Raw genomic sequence first — 24,311 nt, 5'->3', positions numbered from 1 at the left:
TTCGGCAGCTGGCCGCCGGCGGATATCGTAGCCGCTGAGCACGGCCATCCACAGCACCACCGCCCCCGCCAGCACGGGACCGACGCTAGCGAAGCGCGGCGCTCATCGCCGCTCGCGGCGCGGGCAACCCGGTGAACTGTTCGACCTGCGCGAAGGCCTGATGCAGCAGCATCTGCACACCGTTGATAACCCGTCCGCCGGCGGTGGCCACGGCGGCGGCCAGCGGGGTGGGCCACGGGTCGTAGACGGCGTCGAGCAGCACCGGGATCGCCGCGAAGGTGCCGGTGTACCGCGCCGCGACGTCGACCGGAATGGTGCTGACCAGCACCTCCGCGGCCGCGACCTCGTCGGCCAGGGTGTCGCTGTCCAACCCGCAGGCCCGGGACGGCAGGCCGACCCGGGCGCCCAGCTCGACCAATCGGGCCGCCTTGTCCGGGTTGCGGGCCACGACGGTGATTCCGCGCACCCCGAGCTGCGCCAGGCCCACCACCGCCGCCGGCGCCGTCCCGCCCGATCCACAGACCAGCGCCCCTCCCGAGGCCGACCCGATTGCCCCGCTGACGCCGTCGATGTCGGTGTTGTCGGCGCGCCAGCCGCGCGGCGTGCGGACCAGCGTGTTGGCCGACCCCACCTGCGCGGCGCGTTCGGTGTGCTCGTCGGCGAAGGTCAAGGCGGCGAACTTGCCGGGCGCCGTCACCGATACGCCGACCCATTCCGGGCCGAACTCGCCGACCACCCGCGGCAACTGTTCGGCGTCGCACTCGATGCGCTCGTAGGTCCAACCGTGCAGGCCCAGCGCCCGATACGCGGCCAGGTGCAGCTGCGGGGACTTCGAATGTGCGATCGGCGACCCGAGCACCGCCGCCTTTCGCGGGCCCGCGTCAGCGGGGCGTGCTGTCGAGGACACCGTTGTGCTTGGCCAGCTCGATGTTGGCCAAATGCTGCTTGTAGTCGCGGGTGAACAGCGTGGTGCCCTGGCCGTCGATCGTGACGAAGTACAGCCAGTCCCCCGGTTCGGGACGCTCGGCCGCTCGCAGCGCGTCGATGCCCGGCGAACAGATCGCGGTGGCGGGCAGCCCTTGGGAGACGTAGGTGTTCCACGGCGTCTCCTGCCCGCGGTCGGCGTCACTGGTCGCCACCTCGCGGCGGTCCAGCGGATAGTTCACCGTCGAATCGAACTCCAGCGTGTGGTGGGCGTTGAGACGGTTGTAGATGACCTGCGCCACCTTCGCGAAGTCCGGGGAGTTCGATTCCTGCTGCACCAGCGAGGCCACCACCAGGATGTCGTAAGGCGAGAGCTTCAGGGCTTGCGCGGTGTTCAGCAGCCCGGACTGCGCGTACACCGTGGCACCGGCGCTGATCAAGTTCGTCAGGATCTCCTGCGCCGGCGCCGACGGGTCGACGTTGAAGGTGCCGGGCACGATCAGTCCCTCAAGCCGGCGGTGGTCGCTGCCGAGTTCGGTGACCGGCTGGATCGCCCAGGTGGGCACCGAAAGCTCGCTGGGCGGTGTGTTGCCCGCCGCCGCACGCAGGTCGGCCACCGAGACACAGTGCGTGTTGCCGTCGAGATCCACACAGCTGGCGCGGGAGATCAAGGTGAGGATCCCCGGGGTCACGACGTTGGTCTTCATATCGGTGGTGTCGTCGAGCTGGCGTCCCTCGGGGATGACCAGCTTGCCCACCCGGTTGCCGGGGTCGGTCAGCCGAGCGACGGCCGACGCGGCCGGGATCTCGGTGCGCATCCGGTAGTAGCCCGGCTGAATCGAGTTGATCGCGGCGTTGCCGTGGGCGGCGTTGACGAAAGCCCGGACGGTGGCGACCACGCCCTGGTTGTACAGCGTCTCGCCGACGTTCGTTGTCGAGTCGCCGGCCTGGATCTGAATGACGATGTCGCGCTTGCCGTCTCCGCTGTAATCGTCGCCGGTGCCGAACATCGAGTGCCACATCTTAGAGCCGACGAACACCGCCGCCACCACGATCACGACCAGCAGGCCCACCACGATCACGACCAGCAGGCCCAGCACGATGCGGCCGGTGAACCGGCGCCGCCGGCGGCCGCGCTCGGCCCGGATGCGGGCTATCCGTCTGGACCGGGCCCGGGGTGGGCCGACCGCCGGCGGCTCGGCCCGTTCGTCGCGCGCGCTGTCAACCATCGACGCCATCCCCTCGCGCGGGCCTGCGGTCGCTTTCCGATTCGATGCCGGCGCGGCGCTGATCGAGCCAGCTCTGCAAAATCGCCACCGCCGCGGCTTGGTCGATCACCGCCCGCTGGGCCTTGGCCCGCACACCCGCCGCGCGCAGCGACCGTTGTGCGGCGACGGTGGTCAGCCGTTCGTCGGCCAGCCGCACCGGTGTCGGCGCCACCCGCCGGGCCAGCGCCTCGGCCACCTCGATCGCGTCGAGGGCCGACGGGCCGGTGCGGTCGGCCAGCGTCCGGGGCAGGCCGACGATCACTTCGACGGCCTGAAGTTCGGCGACGAGTTTGGCCAGCCGTCGCAGGTGCTTGCCGGACCGGTCCCGGCGCACCGTCTCCACCGAGGTGGCCAGGATGCCGTCCGGATCGCTCGCGGCCACGCCAATGCGGACCGTGCCCACATCGACCCCCAGCCGCCGCCCCCGCCCAGCGTCGTGTTCAGGGTCACCGGGCCGGTCGGGCAAGCGATGCTGTGCCAACCCCACTCAACCGACCCGCGCTATCGCGGCGATCTTCGAACGCAGTGCGTCCAGCGCCGCATCGATGCCGGTCGGGTTCTTGCCCGAACCCTGCGCCAGGTCGGTCTTGCCGCCCCCGCGACCGTCGACGGCCGCGGCGAGCTCTTTGACCAGGTCGTTGGCGCGCAAACCGAGCTCCTGGGCGGCCGGATTGGCGGCGACGGCGTACGGCACGCTGTCGGCTTCCCCCTCGGCGATCAGCGCCACCACCGCGGGATCGCCGCCGAACTTTCCGCGGATATCGCCCGCCAGCGAGCGCAGATCGCCCGCTGTCATCCCGCCGGACATTCGCTGCGCCACCACACGGACGTTACCGATCCGCTCCGCGCCCGCGGCGGCATTGGTCGCGGCGGCGCGGGCACCGGCCATCCGAGCTTGCTCCAGTTCCTTCTCGGCGGCCTTGAGCCGCTCCACCAGGTTGGCCACCCGGGCCGGCACCTCGTCGGAGGGCACCTTGAGCGACGAGGCCAGCCCCGCCATCAGGGCGCGCTCCTTGGCCAGGTGCCGGAACGATTCCAGACCGACGTAGGCCTCCACCCTGCGAACCCCGGAACCGATCGACGACTCGCCGAGGATGGCCACCGGGCCGATCTGCGCGGAGTTGTGCACGTGGGTGCCGCCGCACAGCTCCAGCGAGAACGGCCCGCCGATCTCGACCACCCGCACCTCGTCGGGATAGGCTTCGCCGAACAGCGCCATCGCGCCCATCGCCTTGGCCCGCTCCAGCTTCTCGGTGAAGGTGTGCACCTCGAAGTCGGCCTGCACGGCCTCGTTGGTGACCTCTTCGATCTGGCTGCGCTGACCATCGGTGAGCGGGCCCTGCCAGTTGAAGTCGAACCGCAGGTAGCCCGGGCGGTTCAACGAACCGGCCTGAACGGCGTTGGGCCCCAGCACTTGTCGCAGAGCGGCGTGCACCATGTGGGTGCCCGAGTGGCCTTGCGTGGCCCCCTTGCGCCAGCCCGGGTCCACCGCGGCGACGACGGTGTCCCCCTCGACGAATTCGCCGGACCCGACGTTGACGCGGTGCACCCACAGCGTTTTGGCGATCATCTGCACGTCGGTGACTGCGGCCCGGGCGCTGGCACCGGAGCCGGTTCCGCTGATGGTGCCCTCGTCGGCGATCTGGCCACCCGACTCGGCGTAGAGCGGGGTGCGGTCCAAGACCAGCTCGACCCGCTTCCCGTCACCGGCGCCCCCGGCGGTGCCGTGCGCGACCACCGGAACGCGCTTGCCGTCGACGAAGATGCCCAGAATCTTTGCCTCGGAGGTCAATTCGTCGAATCCGGTGAACTCGGTGGGACCCGCGTCGACCAGTTCTCGGTACGCGCTGAGGTCGGCGTGCGCGTGCTTGCGCGCGGCCGCGTCGGCCTTGGCCCGCCGGCGTTGTTCGGCCATCAGCTCGCGGAAACCGAGCTCGTCGACCTGCAGGCCGGCCTCGGCGGCCATCTCCAGCGTGAGCTCGATCGGGAAGCCGTAGGTGTCGTGCAGGGTGAAGGCGTCCGAACCCGAAACCGTGGTCTTCTCGGCCGCTTTGGTGCTGCCGGTCACCTCGTCGAAGAGCTTCGCGCCCGACGTCAGGGTGCGGTTGAACGCGGTCTCCTCGGCGACGGCGATGCGGCGGATTCGGCCGAAGTCGTCGACCAGTTCGGGATACGACGGGCCCATCGCGTCGCGGACGGTAGCCATCAGGTCGCCGACGATCGGGCCCTCGATGCCCAGCAGCTTGGCCGAGCGGATCATCCGACGCAGCAGCCGGCGCAGCACATAGCCACGGCCGTCGTTGCCCGGGCTGACCCCGTCGCCGATCAGGATCGCGGCGGTGCGGCTGTGGTCGGCGATGATCCGGTAACGCACGTCGTCGGCGTGGTTACCCGCGTCGTAGCCGCGGGGTGCGCGCGCGGCCACCATGTCGATCACCGGCCGCAACAGGTCGGTCTCGTAGACGTTGTGCACGCCCTGTAGGATGAACGCGACCCGTTCCACGCCCATGCCGGTGTCGATGTTCTTGCGGGGCAACGGCCCATGGATCTCGAAGTCCTCCTTGCTGGTGCCCTCGCCCCGCTCGTTCTGCATGAACACGAGGTTCCAGATCTCGATGTAGCGGTCCTCGTTGGCGATCGGGCCACCGTCGACGCCGAACTCCGGCCCTCGGTCGTAGTAGATCTCCGATGACGGGCCGCACGGCCCGGGGATGCCCATCGACCAGTAGTTGTCGGCCATGCCGCGGCGCTGGATCCGCTCGGCCGGCAGCCCAGCAATCTCCTGCCACAGCTGGACGGCCTCGTCATCGTCGAAATAGACTGTGGTCCAGATCTTTTCGGGATCCAGCCCGTAGCCGCCTGCGGCGATCGGTTTGGTCAGCAGGGACCAGGCCAACTCGATGGCCTCCCGCTTGAAGTAGTCGCCGAACGAGAAGTTGCCGGCCATCTGGAAGAAGGTGTTGTGCCGGGTGGTGATGCCCACCTCGTCTATGTCCGGGGTGCGGATGCACTTCTGGATGCTGGTGGCCGTCGAGTACGGCGGCGTGCGCTGCCCCAGGAAGAACGGCACGAACTGGACCATGCCGGCATTGACGAACAACAGGTTGGGGTCGTCGAGAATCACCGACGCGCTCGGCACCTCGGCGTGGCCCGCCTTCACGAAATGATCAAGAAATCGCTTCCTGATCTCGTGTGTCTGCACTCTTTTTCCGCTTCTTCCTGATATCGGCTGTTCAAAGACTTTTTATAGACATTGTCCACGACTGTTTCGACCGCACACAGTACCGGTCCCGGCTGGGTCCGCCCGGCCGGGAGCTAGTCCCCCAGAAAGCTCAGCCGGACCGACAGGCGCGGGTTGTCCCGGTTGAGGTCGACCAGCTGACGCTCTGCCAGGTGCCCAGCTGCGGCTCACCGGCCTCGACCGGGACGGTCACCGACGGCGCGACGATCGCCGGCAACACGTGGCCGGCGGAGCCGTGCGAATGCCGGTACCGGTCATCGCGCGGCAGCAGCCGCTCCAGCGTGTCGACCAGATCGTCGGCGGAACCGGCGCCGGTCTCGATGATCGCGACCCCGGCCGTCGCGTGCGGGACGAACACGTTGCACAGGCCGTCCCCGCATGGAGAAGCAAAACCGGCGCACCGCGTCGGCCAGATCGACGACGCGGCGACAACTGGTGTCCACCTCGAGCACGTCCGTATGCATCTGCTCAAGCCTACGGCGCGGCGCCCGCGCCCGCGCGCCGGACGAGCCGCCGCCGGGCCGCAATCCCCCAATCGGGCCGCAATCGGACCATTGCCACGCGTAATCGGGAGGAGGAAGTGTAGTCGGTGGGACCGGTGGCGGCCACCGGGGGCGCTGCCCCGAACCTCAGGGAGCCATCGTGTAGGCACGCTCTTTCACCATCGACGGGCAACCCTTATCGGTAAACATCGGGGTCGCCCACGGTCGCGACGTCGTCATGACGGAATTGCAGGAAATCGACAGATACGTCGGGATGTCGCTGTTGGTCGAACGCCCGTCCGGGCGGCTGCATGGGGACCAGCGCCTGGGAGTCTCTCGCGGCGATGCGCGCCAGCGCCGAGCGGCTGGGGCTGATCCGCGACCACGTCGCGTTGATGTTCGACGGCAGTGCCAGCGTCGAAGAATGGCGCATCGCGTCGCTGCACCGCCGGCACCGCTCACCCGAGGGTGTGTTCGTGCGCGCCACCTGGCTCAAGGTGGTGCCCGACCAGCTCGACCGCTCGATGGACTTCTACCGGATGGCGGTGCTTCCGAAGATGGAGTCGCTCGAAGGGTTCTGCAACGCCAGCCTGATGGTCGATCACCCGGCCGGGCGCCGCGCGGTGTGGTGCTCGACGTTCGACAGCCAGCTGGCGATGGCACGCAACAGCGAGGCGGCCGGCGGGCTGCGCAGCCAGCGGGCCCGCGACCTGGGGCGCCGAGATCGTCGACGTGGCCGAGTTCGAGCTGGCGATCGCCCGCCCGAACGTGCCCGAGCGAGTCTGAGCCGTCAGCCGCGCAGGCGCCGGATGATGGCGCGCAGCCGGTCCAGTCGCCCGCCGAGCTCGCGTTCGACACCGCGTCCGGTGGGCTGATAGTAGTTGACGCCCACCAGCTCGTCGGGTGGATATTGTTGCGCGACAACGCCATCCGGGCTGTCGTGGGAGTATTTATAGCCCTGTGCGTTGCCGAGCGCGGCCGCACCCGAGTAGTGGCCGTCGCGCAGATGCGCCGGCACCAGACCCGCCTTGCCGGCCTTGATGTCGTTCATCGCGGCGGCCAGCGCGGTGGTGACCGCGTTCGATTTCGGCGCGGTGGCCAGGTGGATGGTGGCGTGCGCCAACGTCAGCTGCGCCTCGGGCATGCCGATCAGCTGCACGGTCTGCGCGGCGGCTACGGCGGTCTGCAGCGCGGTCGCGTCGGCCATGCCGATGTCCTCGCTGGCCAGGATCATCAGCCGGCGCGCGACGAACCGGGGGTCCTCGCCAGCCACCAGCATGCGGGCCAGGTAGTGCAGCGCGGCGTCGACGTCAGAGCCGCGCACCGACTTGATGAACGCGCTGATCACGTCGTAGTGCTGGTAGCCGTCGCGGTCGTAGCGCACCGCGGCCTTGTCCAGCGACTGTTCGACGGCCGCGACGGTCAGCTCGCCACCGGGCCGCACCGCCTCGGCCGCCACCTCGAGCGCGGTCAGGGCGCGGCGAGCATCGCCGGCGGCCAACTGCACCAGCAGGTCGACTGCCTCGGACTGCACCGCAATCTGGCCGCCCAGGCCGCGGGGATCGTCGATCGCGCGCTGCACCACGGTGCGGATGTCCTCGGCGGTCAACGGGCGCAGCTGCAGGATCAGCGATCGCGACAGCAGCGGCGCCACGACCGAGAACGACGGGTTCTCGGTCGTGGCCGCCACCAGTAAGACCACCCGGTTCTCCACCGCGGACAGCAACGCGTCCTGCTGGGTCTTGGAAAATCGGTGCACTTCATCGATGAACAGCACGGTCTGTTCGCCGTGCAGCAGGCCCCGGCGGGCAGTGTCGATGACGGCCCGGACGTCTTTGACGCCCGCCGACAACGCCGACAGGGCCTCGAAGCGGCGGCCGGTCGCCCGGGAGACCAGTGCCGCCAGCGTGGTCTTACCGCTGCCTGGTGGGCCGTACAGGATCGCCGAAGCCATCCCCGATCCCTCGACCAGGCTCCGCAGCGGCGAACCGGGCGCCAGCAGGTGGTCCTGACCGACGACTTCATCCAGTGACGCCGGCCGCATCCGCACCGCCAGCGGGGCACCGGCCGGCCCGGCGGGTGGCGATTCGCCGGGTAGGTCAAACAGACCGTCGGGCACGGTGTAAGGCATACCACGCTGACCGGACACGCACGCCACGGTGGCGGCGCGGGTCACGGCTGGACGCCGGAAAAACAAGCACGACAGGCAAACTTCAATCCTCGCTCCTCGGCCGCTTATTTGCTAAATTCCGCAGTGCCAAGTTCTCTGCGTGTGTGCCCGTAAGCTCCTCCCACAGCGAATCAGGACGGCAAATATTGAGCCAGCCACCAGAACACCAAGGCGATCCGGCCGGCCCCGACGGCGGCGACCAAAGCCCTGCGGGCTCCCCGCCCCCGCCCCCCGCGCCGGACTATCCGCCTTCGCCGGGCTACGGCGCACCCCCGACCGGCTATCCGCCGCAGCCGGGATTCGGCGGCGCCTACGGGGCCCCACCCTCGCCGCAATTCGACGTCGGTGACGCGGTGAAGTGGTCGTGGGGCAAGTTCACCCAGAACGCCGCGGCACTGATCGTGCCGGTGTTGGTCTACGCCGTGCTGATCACGGCCGCCGTTCTGGTGGCCGCGCTGTTGCCGATGGCGTTCGGCGAGAGCACCAGCACGACGTACACCGACAGCTTCGGCCAGACCACCAGCGGCGTCGAGATCGAGTACGGCTCGGCGTCGATCGCGGTGATGATCGTCGGCTACCTCCTGGTGTTCGTCGCGGCGGTGTACATGCACGCCGCGCTGCTGACCGGCGGTCTGGACATAGCCGACGGCAGGCCGGTGGGCATCGGATCGTTCTTCAAGCCGCGCAACCTCGGCGCGGTGTTCGTTGCGAGCCTGCTGATCGCGGCTGGCGTCGCCGTCGGTTTGATCCTGTGCTTCATCCCCGGCCTGCTGTTCGCGTTCGGCACCTTGTTCGCGTTGACGTTCGTGATTGACCGGTCGCTGTCGCCGGTGGAATCCATCAAGGCCAGCATCGCCACCGTCCGCGCCAACGTCGGCCCGTCGCTGCTGTCCTGGCTGGTGCAGTACGCGGTAGTGCTAGTCGGCGAATTGGCTTGCGGGGTGGGCATTATCGTCGCCCTACCGATCGCCGCACTGATCCAGGTCTACGCCTACCGCAAGCTCTCCGGCGGTCAGGTCGTCCCGCTGCAGCCCGGCTACCAGCCGGGGCTGCCACCCGGGCCACCGCCCGGACAGCAGTTCGCCTAGTCGGCGCCCCGATGAGCGAACTCCCACAGCAGCCAGCACCACGATTGAGCATCGGCAGCGCCTTCGGCTGGGCGTGGATCGCATTCACCCGCAACGCCGTAACGCTGATCGTGCCCACCGCCGTCTAGGGGCGTGCTGTTCGCCGCGGCCTCCACCCTGAACTTCCTGGGCCAGAACATGAGCACGAACTTAACAAGTTCGACTTCACCGACTACGACTTCTCGATGCACTTCAACCCCACCGGGGTGGCCGCCATCCTGCTCGGCTACGTCGTCTCGCTGGTGGCGACCACGCACACGCAGGCCGCGTTCCTGTCCGGCTGCCTGGACCTCGCCGACGGCAGACCGGTCAGCATCGGGTCCCTTCTTTAAGCCGCGCCAACCTCGGCATGGCTTTTCTGGCGGCGTTCCTGGTCAGCGTGATCACCGGGATCGGCTGTGCCGCCTGCTTCGTGCCCGGCCTGCTCGTGGTGATCTTCACTCAGTTCACCATCTTGTTCCTGATCGACCGATCGCAGTCGGCGACCAACTTCACCTCGAGCGTCGCCCTGGTCGGATCGAATTTCGTCAGCGCATTGCTGGTGTGGCTGGTGTCCGTGGCGGCGATTGTCGTCGGCTCAATGGTCTGCGGCATCGGCCTGCTGGTGACCGTCCCCGTCGCCGCGCTGATCCTGACTTACGTCTACCGCACCCTTTCCGGTGGTCAGGTCGCGACGGAGCCCCGGCCCGCCTAGCGAAGCCGCCCCGGCCCGGTGCCGGCAGTCGGATGGCGCGCTGCGGCCTGGCGACGCGTGTGATGAGATCAGCGGTTGTGACCATCAAAGTTGCGCTGGAGCATCGCACTAGCTACACCTTGACCGGCTGGTATCGGTGTTTCCGCACGTCGTGCGGCTGCGTCCGGCCCCGCACTCGCGCACGCCCATCGAGGCTTACTTGCTGCGCGTCGAGCCCGCCGAACACTTCAATCAACTGGCAACAAGACGCGGTGGGCAATTTCCCTTGTCCGGCTTGTCTTTCCGAACCCCATGCGTCAGTTGACCATCACGGTCGGGCTAATCGCCGACCTCAAGGTGATCAACCCGTTCGACTTCTTCATCGAGGACTGGGTCGAAACGTGGCCGCCCGCTTCCGGGTCGATCTACCCCAAGGCCCTCGCCGAGGATCTCAAGCCGTATCTGCGGCCCGTCGAGGAGGCCGAGGAGGGCTCGGCGAGCTCGCCCGAGAGTGGACGCGTAACTCCTCAGTTCCCGACGGCACCCGCACCATCGACTTCTTGGTCGCGCTCAACGCCGACGTCGCCTACAGCCTGCGCATGGAACCCGGCGTGCAAACGCCGGATTTCACGCTGCGCACCGGGGTGGGCTCGTGCCGGGATTCGGTGTGGCTGCTGGTGTCGATCCTGCGCCAACTCGGGCTGGCAGCCCGGTTCGTGTCCGGCTATCTGGTGCAGCTGGCCTCCGACGTCGAAGCGCTGGACGGGCCGGCCGCCGACTTCACCGACCTGCACGCGTGGACCGAGGTGTACATCCCGATGCGGGCTGGATCGGGCTCGACCCCACCGCCGGGCTGTTCGCCGGCGAGGGCCACATCCCGCTGGCCGCCACACCGCATCCCGCCAGCGGGGCGCCGATCACCGGCAGCACCGACGTCTGCACCACCACGCTCGAGTTCTCCAAAACCGTCACCCGCATCCACGAGGACCCGCGCGTTACACTGCCCTACACCGACGCGGCATGGGACACCATCTGCGTGGTCGGTCGCAGTGTCGACGAACGCCTGGCCGCCGGCGACGTCCGGCTGACGATGGGCGGTGAACCCACCTTCGTGTCGATCGACAACTAGGTCGACAAGGAGTGGACCACCGGGGCCGACGGCCCGCACAAGTGGCAGCGCGCCTCCGACCTGGCTGCCCGGCTGAAATCGGTGTGGGCCCCGCAGGGGCTGATTCATCGCGGACAGGGCCGGGGTATCCGGGAGAACCGTTGCCGCGCTGGCAGATAGCGCTGTACTGGCGCACCGACGGGCAGCCACTGTGGACCGACGCGACGCTGCCGGCCGACCCGTGGGCCGCCGAGCCGGCCGGCTCCGGCTCCGATGACAAGACCGCCTACAAGGTGCTCGACGGTGTGGCCGAGAGCTTGGGACTGCCACCATCCCAGGTGCGGCCGGCCTACGAGGACCCGCTGGCCCGGCTGGAGGCCAAAGTCTAGCTGCCCGAGGGCGACCCGGTGCAACCCGACGATGACCTCGCCGCCGACGACACGGCCGCCCGCGCCGCACTGCTGGTCCGGCTCGATGAAACGACGACGGCCCCAGCGGTTTTTGTGCTGCCGTTGCACTGCCGGGAAGACGGCAACAGCTGGGCGAGCGCCGACTAGCGGTTGCGCCGGGGCCGGATCATGCTGCTGGAAGGGGATTCGCCGGCGGGGCTGCGGCTGCCCCTGAACTCGATCAGCTGGAAGCCGCCGTGACCGTCGTTCGAGGCGGACCCGCGGGATCCTGGAAAGCCCTGGGGTGCGCGTTTCCTGCCGGAACTGGCCGCCAACCCGTGGCGCACAGGCAGGCGATCGCCAGCCGTGTAAAGTCTTGACATAACCTTTCCCGCGCCACCAGAACACCTTTCCCGCGCCACCAGAACCTCTTTGACCCCGGTGGAAATCGTCGTCGACCCCGAGGCGGTAGATGAAGTCGCTGAAGATCGCGCGGCGCGAGGTCGCGCAGCACCTAAATCAGCGGGCGGCTGGGGACAAAGCTGGGCGCCGCATAGTCGCGGACCTCGTCGGTGACCTCGGGCGGATCCAGGTCCAGGGTGAACTCGCTGGCCAGCGCACCGCGGCGCCCGGACGGCCGCGCCCGCCTCCCACGGTTCGACCGCCGGCCCACTGCTGTAGCGCTCCGGTGGCGCCGGGTACACGTTAACGATCGAGTCGCTGGTCACCGTCAGAGCGCGATGCGGTTCGGTGACGTGAAAGTTAGGAGCTGATATTGCCGTAGCCGTCGACGCTGGTGGAGCTGTCGGACGGGACCGGGTCGATGGTCAGCCGGTGCGCGATGCAGCGCTGCCGCTGCGAGTCGCGCGGAGTGAGGAAGCCGCGGCCGTACGAGCTGGTCACGACGTCGGAATAGCGGTATTCGGTGCGGTGGGTGACGCGATGCCGTCGGGCCTGAAGGCCTTGGTCTGCAGCAGACAACGAATACCTCCCGGGAGTGGCCCGTGCGAGGTGGGCAACCGATAGCCGATACGGCACCAACCGCACCATAGCTGGAGCACAATTGGAGGGGTGGCCAACTGGGACGATGTTGCCCGGATCGTGGGTGGGCTGCCACTCACCTCCGAGCAGTCACCACACGACTGGCGGGTCGGCAAGAAGTTGCTGGCCTGGGAGCGGCCGCTGCGCCCGACGGACCGGGAGGCGCTGTCGGCCCGCGGGGTTCCGCCGCCCGACGGCGACATCCTCGGAGTCCGGGTGTCCGACGAGGGCGTCAAGTACGCGCTGGTGGCCGACGAGCCGCGAATTTACTTCACTACCCCGTATTTCGACGGCTACCCCGCGGTGCTGGTCAAGCTGGACGCGATCGACGTGCGCGGTCTCGAGGAGCTGATCACCGAGGCCTGGCTGTCGCAGGCGCCCAAGAAGCTGGTGCAGGAGTTCCTGACCGGTTCGTTCTGAGCCCTCACGTCGTTCCGAGGTCGATCATCCGCTGCAGATCGTCGACGCAGGCCTGGACGACGTCGGCCAGCACCACCTCGGTAGCTCCCGGGCGCGCTGGTCAGCAGGTGCGCCGCGTGCCCTCGTGCGGCTTCGACGTGGGCTGTCGCGGCGGCGGGATCGGTGTCGGCCAGCGCGGTCGCCCGGGGCAGCTCCTCCAACACCTCCTGCACGGGGTGCGGCGCCCGATCGCCGACAGCCGTGGGTGGTGAGCGAGGCGGGCACCACGACGCGAGCCAGCTGCAGCACCGAACCCGCCAGCAGGGCCAGCCGCACGGCCTGCTGATCCCGGCCCGTACCGCGTCGCGAAGTCCCCACCGCCGCGGCGCCACCCGCACGATCTGCCGCGAGGTGGTGCCGGGCCTGGATCAAGCCAAGCCGCCCAGCCGTTCGTGCACCCGGTCCACCGCCGGCAACGGCCAGTCCGCGGCGGGCGCTTCGCGGCAGCGCTAGATCGCCGGTGCGCCGCAGCACCGACTCCAGCGTCTCCAGCACCGCCAGGCGCACCGAGCGCAGCACCAGCAGCGGGTCGGCCGGGAAGAGCAGGACTGCGTTGACGATGGCCAGGCTGGCGCCGATCAGCGCGTCGAAGATGCACTGCTGCACACCGCCGACGAAGGCGGCTCGCGCGAACGGGTGCGTCAGCAGCGATGTGCTCATTCCGCTTGCTTACCGCAGCGCCGGCGCGTGCGGCAATGTGACTCGCTAGACGCGCTTCAACTCGAACAGCGGAATGATCCTGCTGGTCTTCGACTCGTATTCGCCGAAGCCCGGCGCGGCTGCGACCACGCGGTCGAAGAGGCGGTCGCGCTCGGCGCGCGGCAGTTCGTGTGCGATCACGTCGACCGTCTCGATCCCGGATTGCGAGCCGATCTCGACGCGGGCCCGCGGGTTGGCGCGCAGGTTGTGCACCCACGCCAGATCCTTGGGCGCGCCGGCGAAGGAGCCGATGATGATCAGCTTGCCGTCGATGTCGAAATACGCCAGCGGGGAAAGCCGCTGGCGGCCGGACTTGGTGCCCGTCGTGGTGAGTAGCAGCAGGTCGCGGCCGGCGAATTGGCCGACGACCTGGTCAGCGTTGGCCCGAAATTCGTCGACGATGGCCTGGTTGAACGCGTGAGGTCGTCGATTGGTGTGGTTTCGGTCACGTCTGTTGAACCATCTTAGGTTTGACGTCTATTCCGGATTCCTTACGCTGTTGCGCGGTGATCGGCGCGGGCGCGTCGGTCAACGGGTCCGCGCCGCCGCCGGTCTTCGGGAAGGCAATCACCTCGCGAATGGAGTCCACCCCGGACAGCAGGGCGTTGATCCGGTCCCAGCCGAACGCGATGCCGCCGTGCGGCGGTGCGCCAAGGGTGAACGCCTCCAACAGGAATCCGAACTTGTCCTCGGCTTCGGCCTTGTCCAGGCCCATCACCGCAAACACCCGCTCCTGGATGTCACGGCGATGGATACGGATCGAGCCGCCGCCGATCTCGTTGCCGTTGCAGACGATGTCGTAGGCATCGGCCAGCACCCGGCCGGGATCGGTGTCGACGATGTCCTCGTATTCGGGTTTAGGCGAAGTGAACCCGTGGTGCACCGCGGTCCACGCCCCAGAGCCGACCGCCACGTCACCGGCGGCGGTCGCTTCTTCGGCGGGCTCGAACAGCGGCGGGTCGACTACCCACACGAACGCCCACGCGTCGGGGTCGATGAGGCTCAGCCGGTTGGCGATCTCGCCGCGGGCCGCGCCCAGCAGGGCGCGCGACGACTTCGCCGGGCCGGCGGAGAAGAAGATGCAGTCCCCCGGATTGGCGCCGACGTGGGCGGCCAGGCCGCTGCGTTCGGCGTCGGTCAGGTGCTTGGCGACCGGACCGCTCAGCTCGCCGTCCTCGCCCACCAGGACGTAGGCCAGCCCGCGATGGCCGTGCTGCTTAGCCCACTCCTGCCACCCGTCCAACGTGCGCCGGAGCTGCGACGCCCCGCCGGGCATCACCACCGCGCCGACGTAGGGTGCCTGGAAGACGCGGAAAGTGGTGTCTTTGAAGAACTCTGTGCACTCGACAAGCTCCAGCCCGAAGCGCAGGTCGGGCTTGTCGGAGCCGAACCGTCGCATGGCGTCGGCGTAGCTGATCCGCGGGATCGGCGTGGGGATCTGGTAGCCGATCAGCGCCCACAGCGCGGTCAGGACCTCCTCGGAGATCGCGATGATGTCCTCGGCGTCGACGAAGCTCATCTCCATGTCGAGCTGGGTGAACTCCGGTTGCCGGTCGGCGCGGAAATCCTCATCCCGATAGCAGCGTGCGATCTGGTAGTAGCGCTCCATGCCGCCCACCATCAGCAGCTGCTTGAACAGCTGCGGGCTCTGCGGCAGGGCGTAGAACGAGCCGGGGTGTAGCCGCGCCGGCACCAGGAAGTCGCGGGCCCCCTCCGGGGTGGAGCGGGTGATAGTAGGCGTCTCGATCTCGACGAAGTCGTGCCGGGCCAGCACCGACCGGGCGGCGGCATTGACTTTGGAGCGCAACCGGATTGCCGCGGCCGGGCCTTCGCGGCGTAGGTCCAGGTAGCGGTACTTCAGCCGTAGTTCCTCCCCGGCCGGCTCGTCCAGCTGGAAGGGCAGCGGCGCACATTCGCCGAGCACCGTCAGGGATGTGGCGTTGACCTCGACGTCGCCGGTCGGTATCTCGGCGTTGGCGTTGCCCTCCGGGCGGATCTCAACGACGCCGTGCACGGCGATGCAGAATTCGGCGCGCAACCGGTGCGCCTGCTCCAGCACGTCCGCGGCGCGGAAGACCACCTGGGCGACCCCGGACGCGTCGCGCAAGTCGATGAAGATGAAGCCACCGTGGTCGCGGCAGCGCGCCACCCAACCCACCAGCGTCACCTGCTGGCCGGCGTCGCCATCCCGAAGCGAACCAGCGGTGTGGCTGCGCAGCACGAACACTCCCCTCTGCCTTGGACGACTGATCAGTCTAAGGGGCGGTGTAACTTCACTTTTATCGCCACAAACATCGCACTCGTCGGCCCCGGCGCCGTCGGCACGACGGTCGCCGCCCTGCTGTATCGGGCCGGGCATTCCGTGCTCGTGTGCGGCCGCACTCCGCGAGACCGGATCGAACTACGTCCCGACGGCCAGGCCCCGATCGTGGTGCCCGGGCCGGTACACACCGACCCTGCACAGATCCGCGGCCCGGTGGACCTGGTGGTGTTGGCGGTCAAGGCCACCCAGAACGATCGGGCGGCCGGCTGGTTGTCTCGTCTGTGCGCCGAGCACACCGTCGTCACCGTGCTGCAGAACGGCGTCGAACAGGTCGAGCAGGTGCAGCCGCTGTGCCCGGATTCCGCCGTGATCCCCGGCATCGTCTGGTATTCCACCGAGACCCAACCCGAGGGCTGGGTGCGGCTGCGCACCGAACCGTCGCTGGTGTTGCCCAGCGGCCCCGCGGCGGAAACGGTCGCCGAGCTGCTGCGCGGTGCCGGCTGCCGGGTGGACTGCGACCCCGACCTCGGCACGGCGGCCTGGCGCAAACTGCTCACCAACGCCCTGGCCGGGTTCATGGCGCTGTCCGGGCGGCGGTCCGGGATGTTTCGCCGCAGCGACGTCGCCGCCCTGGCCCGCCGCTATGTGGCCGAGTGCCTCGCGGTGGCGCGGGCCGAGGGCGCCCGGCTGCCCGACAGCGTGGTCGACGAGCTGGTCGGGCTGTTCGAGCGGGCCCCGGAGGACCTGGGCACCTCGATCCTGGTCGACCGCGAACACCACCGGCCAATGGAATGGGACATCCGCAACGGCGTGATCATCCGCAAGGGGCGGCGGCACAACCTGGCGACGCCGATCAGCGATGTGCTGGTGCCGCTACTGGCCGCGGCCAGCGACGGACCGGGCTAGGTTTACCCCTATGCACCCTTGCGAGCGGGTCGGCCTCGACTTCACCGAGACGGCGCCCTTCGTGTTCCGCGACAATGTCGACCTGGCCATCACGCCGGAGCAGCTGTTCGAGGTGCTGGCCGACGCCGACTCCTGGCCCCGCTGGGCGCCGGTGATCACCAACATCACCTGGGCCAGTCCCGAGCCGCGCGGTGTCGGCACCACCCGCATCGTCGAAATGCGCGGCGGCTTGAAACCTCTGGTCGGCGACGAGGAATACTTGGCCTGGGTCGCGCCGTTGTTGAACGTCGCGCTGCGGCGCTTCCTGCGCAACCTGCGCCGCTACAACGATGCCCGTTACTCCACGAGCCCACAACATTAGGAGGGTGCGATGACCTTCAACGAGGGCATGCAGATCGACACCAGCACCGCGGAATCGTCCGGCGGGATGGGCGGCATGGGGATGGCCGTCGGCGGTGGTGGAATCGGGCTGCTGATCCTGGTCGCGGCGTTGTTCTTCGGCATCGACCCGGCCCGGGTGGCGACCCACCCGGGCCCGAGCACCGGCGGTTACTCCGCGCCCGGCTTCGACCTGAGCCAGTGCAAGACCGGCGACGACGCGAACAAGTACCTGCAGTGCCGCGTGTTGGCCACCGGCAACTCGTTGGACGCGGTCTGGCATCAGCTGATACGCAATTACACCCGCCCGCGCGTGCGCCTGTTCACCGGCTCGGTAAACACCGGCTGCGGCCCCGCCACGACCGCGGTGGGCCCGTTCTACTGTCCGGTGGACCAAGCCGCGTACTTCGACACCGACTTCTTCAAGGAGCTGGTCGACAGATTCGGTTCCAGCGGTGGGCCTTTCGCGCAGGAGTACGTGGTCGCCCACGAATACGGCCATCACGTGCAGCAGTTGCAGGGGCTGCTGGGCCACTCGCAGCAGGGCGCCGGCGGTAACGGGGTGCGCACCGAGTTGCAGGCCGACTGCTATGCCGGCATCTGGGCGCACTACGCGTCCACGGTCAAGCAAGAAAGCACCGGAGTGCCGTACCTGGAACCGTTGAGCGACAAGGACATTCAGGATGCGCTCTCGGCGGCCGCGTCCGTCGGCGACGACCGGATCCAGAAGGAGTCCACAGGGAGGGTCAACCCCGAGTCGTGGACCCACGGATCGGCCGCGCAGCGGCAGAAGTGGTTCACGATCGGGTATCAGACCGGCGACATGCACCAGTGCGACACCTTCTACGCAGAGTACCTGGGCTAGGTTATCATGGGGCTAGGAAGCGCCCAGCAGTGTCATCAGATAAACCCGGCCCGGCTCGTCGAGCGGCAGCAACGGCGCCCGCGATCGCCGATCGGGAAACCGAGCAGGTCTAGGCCCGCCTTCACGGTGGTCGGCAGGCCGCCAGCGACGATGAACTCCAGCAGCGGCTTGAGGTCGTCGTAGAGCAGCTGCGCCTTGTCCAGGTTGCCCGCGCCCGCACCGCTTCGTACAGGTCCCGGCACGGCTGTGCGCAGATTCGGCGCGGCCGTCCACCATCCGGAGGCGCCGGCCTTCAACGCGTCCAGCACCAGTGGTATTGCTGCCGTTGTAGAACGGCAGCCTGCCGCCGGACGATTCGCGGATGCGCGCCGCGTCCGGGTCAGGTCGCCGGTGGATTCCTTGACCTATGCGCACGTTTTCGATGTTCTCGAACATGCTGGCCAACAGCTCGGGTGATGTCCACACCGCTGGTGGCCGTGTTGTTGTAGACCATGATCGGGATGGAGACGGCGTCGCTGATGCTGCGGTAGTGCTGCACGATCTCGCGCTCGGCCAGCTTCCAGTAGGACACCGGCAGCACCATCACCGCGTCCGCACCGGCCCGTTGTGCGTACTCGGCGCGCCGGACGGTCCGGGAGCGTCACGTCCGACACGCCCACCACGACCGGAACCCGGTGATCCACGGCGGCGATCGTGGTGTCGACCACGGTGTCGAATTCTTCCTCGTCGAGGTAGGCCAGCTCGCCGGTGCTGCCCAGCGGCGCGATCGCATGCACCCCGACGGTGATCAGCCGCTCGACCAGTTCGGCCAGCGCGGCGGTGTCGATGCCGCCGTCGCTGCCCTCGTCGAACGGGGTGACCGGATAGGCGATGATGCCGTGGATTTCAGACACGGGATTCCTCAACCCGTCAGGGCGTCGGGGTGGCGGGCCAGCGCCCGGCGTGCGTAGTAGACAAAGTTGGCTGGGCTGCGTTTGGGTGTCAGGGTCCAGTCGTGTGCCTCGCGGGCCAGCCGCTCGGGGAGCGGATTAACCCGGCCCGCGGCCATCGCCGCCAGCTACAGTTTCGCCACCCGCTCGATCAGGATGCCCAGCGAGCAGGCCTCCTCGACGCTGGCGCCGGCGATCACGCGGCCATGATGGGCCAGCAGCACCGCCTTCTTGGCGCCGAGTGAGGCGCTGATGATCTCGCCCTCCTCGTTGCCGACCGGCTCTACGCCCGGCCGCGCGGCCAGAAACGCGCAGTCATTGTAGAGCGGCGTGGTGTCCATGTGCGAGACCACCAGCGGGACCTCGAGCATCGACAGGGCGGCAACGTGGAAGGCTTGGTGTGCACGATGCATTGCACGTCGGGCCGGGGCCCGGTAGATCCAGCTGTGAAAACGGGTGGCGGGGTTAGCCATTCCGTCACCGTCGAGCACGTTCAGGTCCTCGTCGACCAGCAGCAGGTTGTCCTCGGTGATCTCGTCAAACCCCAGGCCCAGCCGCTGCGTGTAGTAGGTCCCGCCGGTTTCCGCGCGTGCGGTGATCTGCCCGGCCAGGCCGGAATCGTGCCCCGCGTCGAACAGCGCCCGGCAAGTCAGCGCCAGCTTCTGCCGGGTGGTCAATTCATCATAGGAAACCCTGTGTCATTGGTCGTGAGAGGAAGGGCCTGCCGGAGCAGGTCACCCTGACCAAGCCGCGCGGCGGCTAACTCAGAACAAGGTCGGCTGAACCGGTTGCGGCTCGACGGTGCGGGCCGACTGGGCGAAGGCCCGCTGATCACCGGTCAAGCGGTGTTTGGCGATCAGCAGCGCGGCCCGCGCCCGCAGCATCTCGCGATAGTCCGGCGGCAAATACGCTCCGCGCCGGTACAGTTCGCGATAGCGACCGACGAGTTCGGGATGCGAGCGCTCCAGCCACGACATGAACCAGCCGCGGGTGGAACGGCGCAGATGCAGCCCGAAGACGGTGACACCGGTGGCTCCGACGGCGGCTATCTGGCCGAGCAGCGAGTCGAGGTGCTCGGCGGAATCGGTGAGGTGCGGCAGCACCGGGGCGACCATCACGTGGCAGTCCAGCCCGGCGTCGCGGATCGCGGCGATCAGGCCCAGCCGCGCCTGCGGCGTCGGGGTGCTCGGTTCGACGTCGCGGTGCAGTTGCGTGTCGCCGACCGCCAGCGACACCGCGACCGAGAGCGGAACCTGTTGCGCTGCTTCGGATATCAGCGGAATATCCCGTCGCAGCAGAGTGCCCTTGGTCAGGATGGACAGCGGGGTGCCGGACGCAGCCAGCGCCTCGATGATCCCGGGCATCAGCGCATACCGGCCCTCGGCGCGCTGGTAGGGATCGGTGTTGGTGCCCAGCGCGACGGTATCGCGGCGCCACGACGGGCGGCGCAGCTCGCGGGCCAGCACCTGCGCCACGTTGGTCTTGACCACCACCTGGGTGTCAAAGTCGTTGCCGCAGTTGAAGTCCAGGTACTCGTGGGTGGGGCGGGCGAAACAATAGCGGCAGGCGTGTGAGCAACCGCGGTAGCCGTTGACAGTGTAGCGGAACAGTAGTGCGGCCGCGTCCGGGATCTTGTTCAGCGCGGATTTGCACAGTACCTCATGAAAGGTGATCCCCTCGAACTGCGGCGCGCGCACGCTACGGACCAGGCCGATTCTCTGCAGGCCTGGCAGCGCCTCGTCGTCGACCGGTTTTCCGCCGACCGCGACGGCCTGGGCCGCCCACCGCATCGGTCTATTCGATCATTTGTTCGATGTGCTGTCAAGCGCCCCTAGACTTGGCCGAGGTCAGAACTGGCGGAGGGACGCTTGTCGAATCTTGAGTACGAAGACGAACTGCGGTCCGGGCAACGCTGCGTTACCGGACTGTATGCGCGGCTCGACGCCGATCGCGCCCGCCCGGGAGCGGTACCGGATGGCGCTGCGCGGCGACGGCGGCAGCCTCGCGAACCGCGACACCGAGGTGTGTTGCGCTGGCCCGCGAGGTCAAGCGGCTGGACGTGGCGGACTACGGCCTGTGTTTCGGGCGGCTGGATGGCGAGTCCGGCGACCGCAGCTACATCGGCCGAATCGGGTTGTTCGACGCCGACGACAAGTACCGGCCGCTGCTGCTGGACTGGCGGACGCCGGCCGCGCGCGTTACGTCGCCACCGCCGCCAGTCCGGAGAGCATGCACCGGCGTCGCCAGTTCCACACCCGGGAGCGGCGGATTATCGACTTCACTGACGAGTTCTTCGGCTGGCCGGGCGCGGCCGAGGCGGGCGGCTTGGAGGACTGGGCGCTGCTGGCGGCGGTCAACGCGCCGCGCGGCGAGGGCATGCGCCATATCGTGGCGACCATTCAGGCTGAGCAGAACGAGATCATCCGCCTCGACCACCCTGGGCGTCCTGGTGATCGAGGGTGGCCCAGAGCGGGTAAGACTGTGGTGGCGCTGCACCGTGTCGCGTATCTGCTGTACACCCAGCGCGAGCGCATCGAACGTCATGGCGTGTTGGTGGTGGGGCCCAACCCGGCGTTTCTACGCCACGTCGATCGGGTGCTGCCGTCGCTGGGCGAGTCCAGCGTGGTGTTCATGACGCCGGGCGATCTGGCGCCCGGGATGCACGTCACCGTCGAGGACACCCCGGAATGCGCGGCGTTCAAGGGCTCGCTGAAGATGCTGGACGTGCTGGCCACGGCGATCGCCGATCGGCAGCGAGTGCCCGTGCGGCCGTTGGAGATCGAGCTGGCCGCGTCACCTTGCGCATCGACGCCGGAGATCGCCGGTGGGCCCGCGACGAGGCACGCGGCAGCGGGAAGCCACACAACAAGGCGCGGGCCGTGTTCACCGATATCCTAACCTGGGCTATCCTAACCTGGGCGCTGAGCGAGCGCGCGATCGCGCGGATCGGTCGCGGCTGGCTGACCCGCGACGACCGCGCCGCGTGGGAGCAGCTGCGCGCCGAGCTGGCGGACAACGAGCAATTCGCCGCCGCGCTGGACCGGCTGTGGCCGATCCTGACGCCGCAGGAACTGCTGACGTCGCCTGTACCTGTCCCCGAGCGGCTGCAGGCCGTAGGCGCGCCCCAGACGCTGTTGCGCGTTCCCAGCGATCCGTGGACCGTGTCGGACGTGCCGTTGCTCGACGAGCTGGTGGATCTGCTGGGTTACGACCAGGCGGCCGCCGAGTCGGCCGAAGCGAACGCCGAGCGGGAGCGCAACTACGAGGCCGAGTACGCCGCCGGCGTGCTGGACCTGATGGTCGCCCGCGAGGATCTGATGGACGACGAGGACCACCTGATCGCCCGTGACGTGATCCACGCCGAGGCGCTGGCCGACCGGTTCGTCGAGCGCGACACCCGTGAACTCGCCGATCGTGCTGCCGCCGACCGGGATTGGACGTACCGGCACATCGTCGTCGACGAGGCGCAGGAGCTGTCCGAGATGGACTGGCGGGTGTTGATGCGGCGCTGTCCGGGGCGATCGTTCACGGTGGTCGGGGATCTGCGCAGCGTCGCTCGGCGGCGGGAGCGACCTCATGGGGAGCCATGCTGACGCCCTACGTGGCCGACCGCTGGGAGTACCGGTCGCTGACGGTCAACTACCGCACTCCGGAGGAGACCATGACCGTCGCCGCGGCGCTGCTCGAGGAGTTCACGCCCGGGGTGCGGCCTCCTGAGTCGGTGCGGTCCTGTGGTGTGCGGCCGTGGTCGCGGAAGGTCAACGACGACGAATTGTCCGGTGCCATAGAGGAGTTCGTTCGCGACGAAGCCGGCCGCGAAGGAACGAGCGTGGTCATCGGCCCGCCCGGCGTACCCGGCACCGTGCCGGCGTCGGAGACCAAGGGTCTCGAGTTCGACACCGTCCTGGTCGTCGACCCGCAGACGGGCCCCGCGGCTCAGCCAAGCTGTATGTCGCCCTCACCCGCGCCACGCAGCGCCTCGGTGTCCTGAACCGAGACCCGTTGCCGCAGGCTCTGATCGGACTGGATCAGGCCGAGGAGCGCGCAAGTCTAGCAGGTTCAGAGGGCGGCGGATCGGGGTCACCGGCGACGACGGCGGGTTCCGCACCCGACAGGGTCTCTCTTCTCGCCGTGCGCGCGTCGCGGTTGCGCCGGCGTTCGGTGGCGATGCGCGCGACACGATCCTGAGCGCGGGTGCGCTTGCGGCGTGGCATCATGGCGGTCTGGCTGCCGCAGTAGTCACCCAACGGGTCCGCCTCCGGAGCCGGCAAACCGCCCGTAGACCGGCACACGCCCGGAAACAGCAACGCGTGGGGTGGTATCATGGGTGCGCCCCGCCGGCGAGGTCAAGACCAGTGTCCCGTCGGGCAATTGCTCGTCGCGCCAGCTCCAGAATGTCTTGACCAAGTGATGGGGACGACAGTAGCACTTCAGGTTTGACACGTGCGTCGGGCCTCCGACGGCGTACGGGATCGTGTGGTCGAGGTCGCAGTCGACCGCGGGGCGGTCGCAGCCCCGGCCAGCGGCACGTCAGGTCTCGGCAGCGCACAAAGTCCTGCAGCGCCTCGGAGGGGACTTAGCCCGGATCGGGCGGGGCGTCGGCCGGATGTACAAGCGGTACCAACTTGGACGACTTAGCCAGTTCCGCTACGAGTTCCGGCGTGATGAGGCTGTCCGCACTCAGCTGGGAGGCGGGCACCGAGCCGGTGCCGTCGATGGTGGCCTGCTAGGCGATCACATGAATGACGACCGGGGCTGCCGGGCGACGCTTGCTCGCCGCGCAGTCCGGCCACACCGGCATAACAGCCGGTCGGCGGCCGCCGCCAACGCCCCGAGCGCGTCTGCGCGGCACTCCTCCCGGCTACGAGGGTCGTGCTCACACACAAGTGTTAGCCAACGCATTCAACCGTTGTTCCAAAACACGCGCGTCGTGCGTCAACAAGGAGCCGTGAATTTCGGACGTGCCGTCCCCGATGTCGCCGATCCAATCTCGCTGCCGGACTGGCGGTCCTTACGCCGCCGGACGGCATCCTTGTCGGCGCGCACGACGATCCTGTCGACCTGCGCGGCCAGGCGGCCTTGCGTCATCGACGGCCACCGCGGCACGGTGACGGCCAACCCTGCGTCGACGCAGAACAGCACCTCGTCGTCGGTCAGCAGATCGGTGCGATAGACGATCGTTTGAAACGTCCGATAGTCGATTTTGAAACGTCCGATAGTCGATATCGCCGGCTTTGAAGACCTCCGCGGCCCGTGGCAGCCGCTCCCGCATGGCGCGGGGCATAGCGAAGGCGACTCGCCGCCAGCCCTTGGCTGATCCGCAGGGCCGCCGCAACCTCTGCGGCCACGGCATCCATGGTGTCGACCGCCCAGTCCTCGGTGTCCGAGC

At 68.6% G+C, this 24,311-nt stretch carries 22 protein-coding genes and 7 pseudogenes; 10 read left to right on the top strand and 19 right to left on the bottom strand.

All coding sequences use genetic code 11. The annotated features are described in order from the left end of the window. Window positions 1-85: 85 nt before the first annotated feature. The 5 genes and pseudogenes from FQ389_RS09795 to FQ389_RS09775 form a co-directional block, all read right to left on the bottom strand. Entirely contained in the window at window positions 86-907 is an 822-nt protein-coding gene (locus tag FQ389_RS09795) for a shikimate dehydrogenase (RefSeq protein ID WP_144207149.1), read from the bottom strand. Then, the gene (locus FQ389_RS09790) at window positions 882-2,153 is read right to left on the bottom strand and encodes an endolytic transglycosylase MltG (protein ID WP_144207146.1); all 1,272 of its coding nucleotides are present in this window, start codon (window positions 2,151-2,153) and stop codon (window positions 882-884) included. Before FQ389_RS09790 ends, FQ389_RS09795 begins: the two co-directional genes overlap by 26 nt. After that, window positions 2,146-2,679 carry a Holliday junction resolvase RuvX gene (gene ruvX / locus FQ389_RS09785; protein WP_144207143.1) on the bottom strand — a complete coding sequence of 178 codons (534 nt, stop codon included), beginning with the start codon at window positions 2,677-2,679 and terminating at the stop codon, window positions 2,146-2,148. The genes FQ389_RS09790 and ruvX overlap by 8 nt, the downstream gene beginning before the upstream one ends. Then, window positions 2,680-5,394, bottom strand: coding sequence for an alanine--tRNA ligase (gene alaS / locus FQ389_RS09780; protein WP_144207140.1), 2,715 nt, complete (start codon window positions 5,392-5,394; stop codon window positions 2,680-2,682). It lies immediately after the preceding gene. A gap of 113 nt (window positions 5,395-5,507) precedes the next feature. Further along, window positions 5,508-5,885: pseudogene (locus tag FQ389_RS09775) on the bottom strand (secondary thiamine-phosphate synthase enzyme YjbQ). 211 nt (window positions 5,886-6,096) lie between these two features. On the opposite strand from FQ389_RS09775, the pseudogene FQ389_RS09770 reads away from it, so the two are divergent. Beyond that, window positions 6,097-6,701 (top strand): annotated as a pseudogene (locus tag FQ389_RS09770) (hypothetical protein). Window positions 6,702-6,705: 4 nt separating this feature from the next. On the opposite strand, the gene FQ389_RS09765 reads toward FQ389_RS09770, so the two are convergent. Then, window positions 6,706-8,046, bottom strand: coding sequence for a replication-associated recombination protein A (locus FQ389_RS09765; protein ID WP_144207210.1), 1,341 nt, complete (start codon window positions 8,044-8,046; stop codon window positions 6,706-6,708). A gap of 185 nt (window positions 8,047-8,231) precedes the next feature. On the opposite strand from FQ389_RS09765, the gene FQ389_RS09760 reads away from it, so the two are divergent. The 4 genes and pseudogenes from FQ389_RS09760 to FQ389_RS09750 form a co-directional block, all read left to right on the top strand. Then, window positions 8,232-9,173, top strand: coding sequence for a DUF2189 domain-containing protein (locus FQ389_RS09760; protein ID WP_144207137.1), 942 nt, complete (start codon window positions 8,232-8,234; stop codon window positions 9,171-9,173). 224 nt (window positions 9,174-9,397) lie between these two features. Continuing rightward, window positions 9,398-9,544, top strand: coding sequence for a hypothetical protein (locus FQ389_RS17925; protein ID WP_186296343.1), 147 nt, complete (start codon window positions 9,398-9,400; stop codon window positions 9,542-9,544). Between the two features lie 17 nt (window positions 9,545-9,561). After that, on the top strand, window positions 9,562-9,906 hold the full coding sequence (locus FQ389_RS17920; protein ID WP_186296342.1) for a hypothetical protein: 345 nt from the start codon (window positions 9,562-9,564) through the stop codon (window positions 9,904-9,906). Window positions 9,907-9,983: 77 nt separating this feature from the next. Next, window positions 9,984-11,640 (top strand): annotated as a pseudogene (locus FQ389_RS09750) (transglutaminase family protein); the annotation flags it as partial. Between the two features lie 76 nt (window positions 11,641-11,716). Here FQ389_RS09750 and FQ389_RS09740 read toward each other — a convergent pair. After that, window positions 11,717-12,363 (bottom strand): annotated as a pseudogene (locus tag FQ389_RS09740) (transglutaminase family protein); the annotation flags it as partial. A 90-nt stretch (window positions 12,364-12,453) separates the two neighbouring features. On the opposite strand from FQ389_RS09740, the gene FQ389_RS09735 reads away from it, so the two are divergent. Then, window positions 12,454-12,843: an MmcQ/YjbR family DNA-binding protein gene (locus FQ389_RS09735; RefSeq protein WP_144207131.1), complete on the top strand. Its 390-nt coding sequence runs from the start codon at window positions 12,454-12,456 to the stop codon at window positions 12,841-12,843. Between the two features lie 24 nt (window positions 12,844-12,867). On the opposite strand, the gene FQ389_RS09730 is transcribed toward FQ389_RS09735, so the two are convergent. The 3 genes from FQ389_RS09730 to aspS are packed head-to-tail and all read right to left on the bottom strand — an operon-like array spanning window position 12,868 to window position 15,808. Next, window positions 12,868-13,542 carry a hypothetical protein gene (locus tag FQ389_RS09730; protein ID WP_144207128.1) on the bottom strand — a complete coding sequence of 225 codons (675 nt, stop codon included), beginning with the start codon at window positions 13,540-13,542 and terminating at the stop codon, window positions 12,868-12,870. Window positions 13,543-13,587: 45 nt separating this feature from the next. Further along, window positions 13,588-13,983, bottom strand: coding sequence for a nitroreductase/quinone reductase family protein (locus FQ389_RS09725; RefSeq protein WP_144207125.1), 396 nt, complete (start codon window positions 13,981-13,983; stop codon window positions 13,588-13,590). 43 nt (window positions 13,984-14,026) lie between these two features. After that, on the bottom strand, window positions 14,027-15,808 hold the full coding sequence (gene aspS / locus FQ389_RS09720) for an aspartate--tRNA ligase (RefSeq protein ID WP_144207122.1): 1,782 nt from the start codon (window positions 15,806-15,808) through the stop codon (window positions 14,027-14,029). A 54-nt stretch (window positions 15,809-15,862) separates the two neighbouring features. On the opposite strand from aspS, the gene FQ389_RS09715 reads away from it, so the two are divergent. From FQ389_RS09715 to ypfJ, 3 genes are read left to right on the top strand one after another with little or no spacing between them, the layout of a single operon-like run. Next, entirely contained in the window at window positions 15,863-16,750 is an 888-nt protein-coding gene (locus FQ389_RS09715; protein ID WP_186296347.1) for an oxidoreductase, read from the top strand. A gap of 10 nt (window positions 16,751-16,760) precedes the next feature. Then, complete coding sequence (locus FQ389_RS09710) at window positions 16,761-17,111, top strand: SRPBCC family protein (RefSeq protein WP_144207120.1); 351 nt, start codon at window positions 16,761-16,763, stop codon at window positions 17,109-17,111. 9 nt (window positions 17,112-17,120) lie between these two features. Further along, complete coding sequence (gene ypfJ, locus FQ389_RS09705) at window positions 17,121-17,993, top strand: KPN_02809 family neutral zinc metallopeptidase (protein WP_144207117.1); 873 nt, start codon at window positions 17,121-17,123, stop codon at window positions 17,991-17,993. Window positions 17,994-18,028: 35 nt separating this feature from the next. Here ypfJ and FQ389_RS21230 read toward each other — a convergent pair whose 3' ends face one another. The 6 genes and pseudogenes from FQ389_RS21230 to FQ389_RS09690 all read right to left on the bottom strand — a co-directional run bounded on the left by FQ389_RS21230 (window position 18,029) and on the right by FQ389_RS09690 (window position 20,712). After that, the gene (locus FQ389_RS21230) at window positions 18,029-18,376 is read right to left on the bottom strand and encodes a dihydrodipicolinate synthase family protein (protein WP_313901970.1); all 348 of its coding nucleotides are present in this window, start codon (window positions 18,374-18,376) and stop codon (window positions 18,029-18,031) included. Then, window positions 18,373-18,576, bottom strand: a complete 204-nt coding sequence (locus FQ389_RS21225) for a dihydrodipicolinate synthase family protein (protein ID WP_313901968.1) — start codon at window positions 18,574-18,576, stop codon at window positions 18,373-18,375. Before FQ389_RS21225 ends, FQ389_RS21230 begins: the two co-directional genes overlap by 4 nt. A 127-nt stretch (window positions 18,577-18,703) precedes the next feature. Next, window positions 18,704-18,886 (bottom strand): annotated as a pseudogene (locus tag FQ389_RS21220) (dihydrodipicolinate synthase family protein); the annotation flags it as partial. A gap of 8 nt (window positions 18,887-18,894) precedes the next feature. After that, entirely contained in the window at window positions 18,895-19,041 is a 147-nt protein-coding gene (locus FQ389_RS17915) for a hypothetical protein (protein ID WP_186296341.1), read from the bottom strand. A 9-nt stretch (window positions 19,042-19,050) separates the two neighbouring features. Then, a pseudogene (locus FQ389_RS09695) lies at window positions 19,051-19,602 on the bottom strand (aldolase); the annotation flags it as partial. 84 nt (window positions 19,603-19,686) lie between these two features. Further along, on the bottom strand, window positions 19,687-20,712 hold the full coding sequence (locus tag FQ389_RS09690; RefSeq protein ID WP_144207111.1) for an Rv2578c family radical SAM protein: 1,026 nt from the start codon (window positions 20,710-20,712) through the stop codon (window positions 19,687-19,689). 78 nt (window positions 20,713-20,790) lie between these two features. On the opposite strand from FQ389_RS09690, the pseudogene helR reads away from it, so the two are divergent. Next, window positions 20,791-22,957, top strand: a pseudogene (gene helR / locus FQ389_RS09685) (RNA polymerase recycling motor ATPase HelR); the annotation flags it as partial. Here helR and FQ389_RS22370 read toward each other — a convergent pair. From FQ389_RS22370 to FQ389_RS22360, 3 genes are all read right to left on the bottom strand, one after another. After that, a complete protein-coding gene (locus FQ389_RS22370; protein WP_260860648.1) occupies window positions 22,951-23,169 on the bottom strand; it encodes a hypothetical protein in 219 nt (72 codons plus the stop codon). The pseudogene helR and the gene FQ389_RS22370 overlap by 7 nt on opposite strands. A 688-nt stretch (window positions 23,170-23,857) precedes the next feature. Further along, window positions 23,858-24,079, bottom strand: a complete 222-nt coding sequence (locus tag FQ389_RS22365; RefSeq protein ID WP_407662836.1) for a DUF222 domain-containing protein — start codon at window positions 24,077-24,079, stop codon at window positions 23,858-23,860. Continuing rightward, window positions 24,076-24,279, bottom strand: a complete 204-nt coding sequence (locus FQ389_RS22360; protein ID WP_407662835.1) for a hypothetical protein — start codon at window positions 24,277-24,279, stop codon at window positions 24,076-24,078. The genes FQ389_RS22365 and FQ389_RS22360 overlap by 4 nt, the downstream gene beginning before the upstream one ends. Window positions 24,280-24,311 lie beyond the last annotated feature (32 nt).

This window comes from Mycobacterium tilburgii, assembly GCF_902168065.1.
In the GTDB taxonomy this organism is placed as follows: Bacteria; Actinomycetota; Actinomycetes; order Mycobacteriales; family Mycobacteriaceae; genus Mycobacterium; species Mycobacterium tilburgii.
Note: the sequence above shows the minus strand (reverse complement) of the source record. Positions and strands in the feature narration are given on the sequence as shown.

Bases quoted from the DNA above. Each gene is read 5' to 3' on its own strand.
- FQ389_RS09790 (WP_144207146.1), bottom strand. From the start codon at position 2,153: ATGGTTGACAGCGCGCGCGACGAACGGGCCGAGCCGCCGGCGGTCGGC.
- FQ389_RS09765 (WP_144207210.1), bottom strand. From the start codon at position 8,046: ATGCCTTACACCGTGCCCGACGGTCTGTTTGACCTACCCGGCGAATCG.
- FQ389_RS17925 (WP_186296343.1), top strand. From the start codon at position 9,398: ATGCACTTCAACCCCACCGGGGTGGCCGCCATCCTGCTCGGCTACGTC.
- FQ389_RS17920 (WP_186296342.1), top strand. From the start codon at position 9,562: ATGGCTTTTCTGGCGGCGTTCCTGGTCAGCGTGATCACCGGGATCGGC.
- FQ389_RS09730 (WP_144207128.1), bottom strand. From the start codon at position 13,542: ATGAGCACATCGCTGCTGACGCACCCGTTCGCGCGAGCCGCCTTCGTC.
- FQ389_RS09710 (WP_144207120.1), top strand. From the start codon at position 16,761: ATGCACCCTTGCGAGCGGGTCGGCCTCGACTTCACCGAGACGGCGCCC.
- ypfJ (WP_144207117.1), top strand. From the start codon at position 17,121: ATGACCTTCAACGAGGGCATGCAGATCGACACCAGCACCGCGGAATCG.
- FQ389_RS21225 (WP_313901968.1), bottom strand. From the start codon at position 18,576: ATGGTGCTGCCGGTGTCCTACTGGAAGCTGGCCGAGCGCGAGATCGTG.
- FQ389_RS17915 (WP_186296341.1), bottom strand. From the start codon at position 19,041: ATGGCCGCGGGCCGGGTTAATCCGCTCCCCGAGCGGCTGGCCCGCGAG.
- FQ389_RS09690 (WP_144207111.1), bottom strand. From the start codon at position 20,712: ATGCGGTGGGCGGCCCAGGCCGTCGCGGTCGGCGGAAAACCGGTCGAC.
- FQ389_RS22360 (WP_407662835.1), bottom strand. From the start codon at position 24,279: ATGGATGCCGTGGCCGCAGAGGTTGCGGCGGCCCTGCGGATCAGCCAA.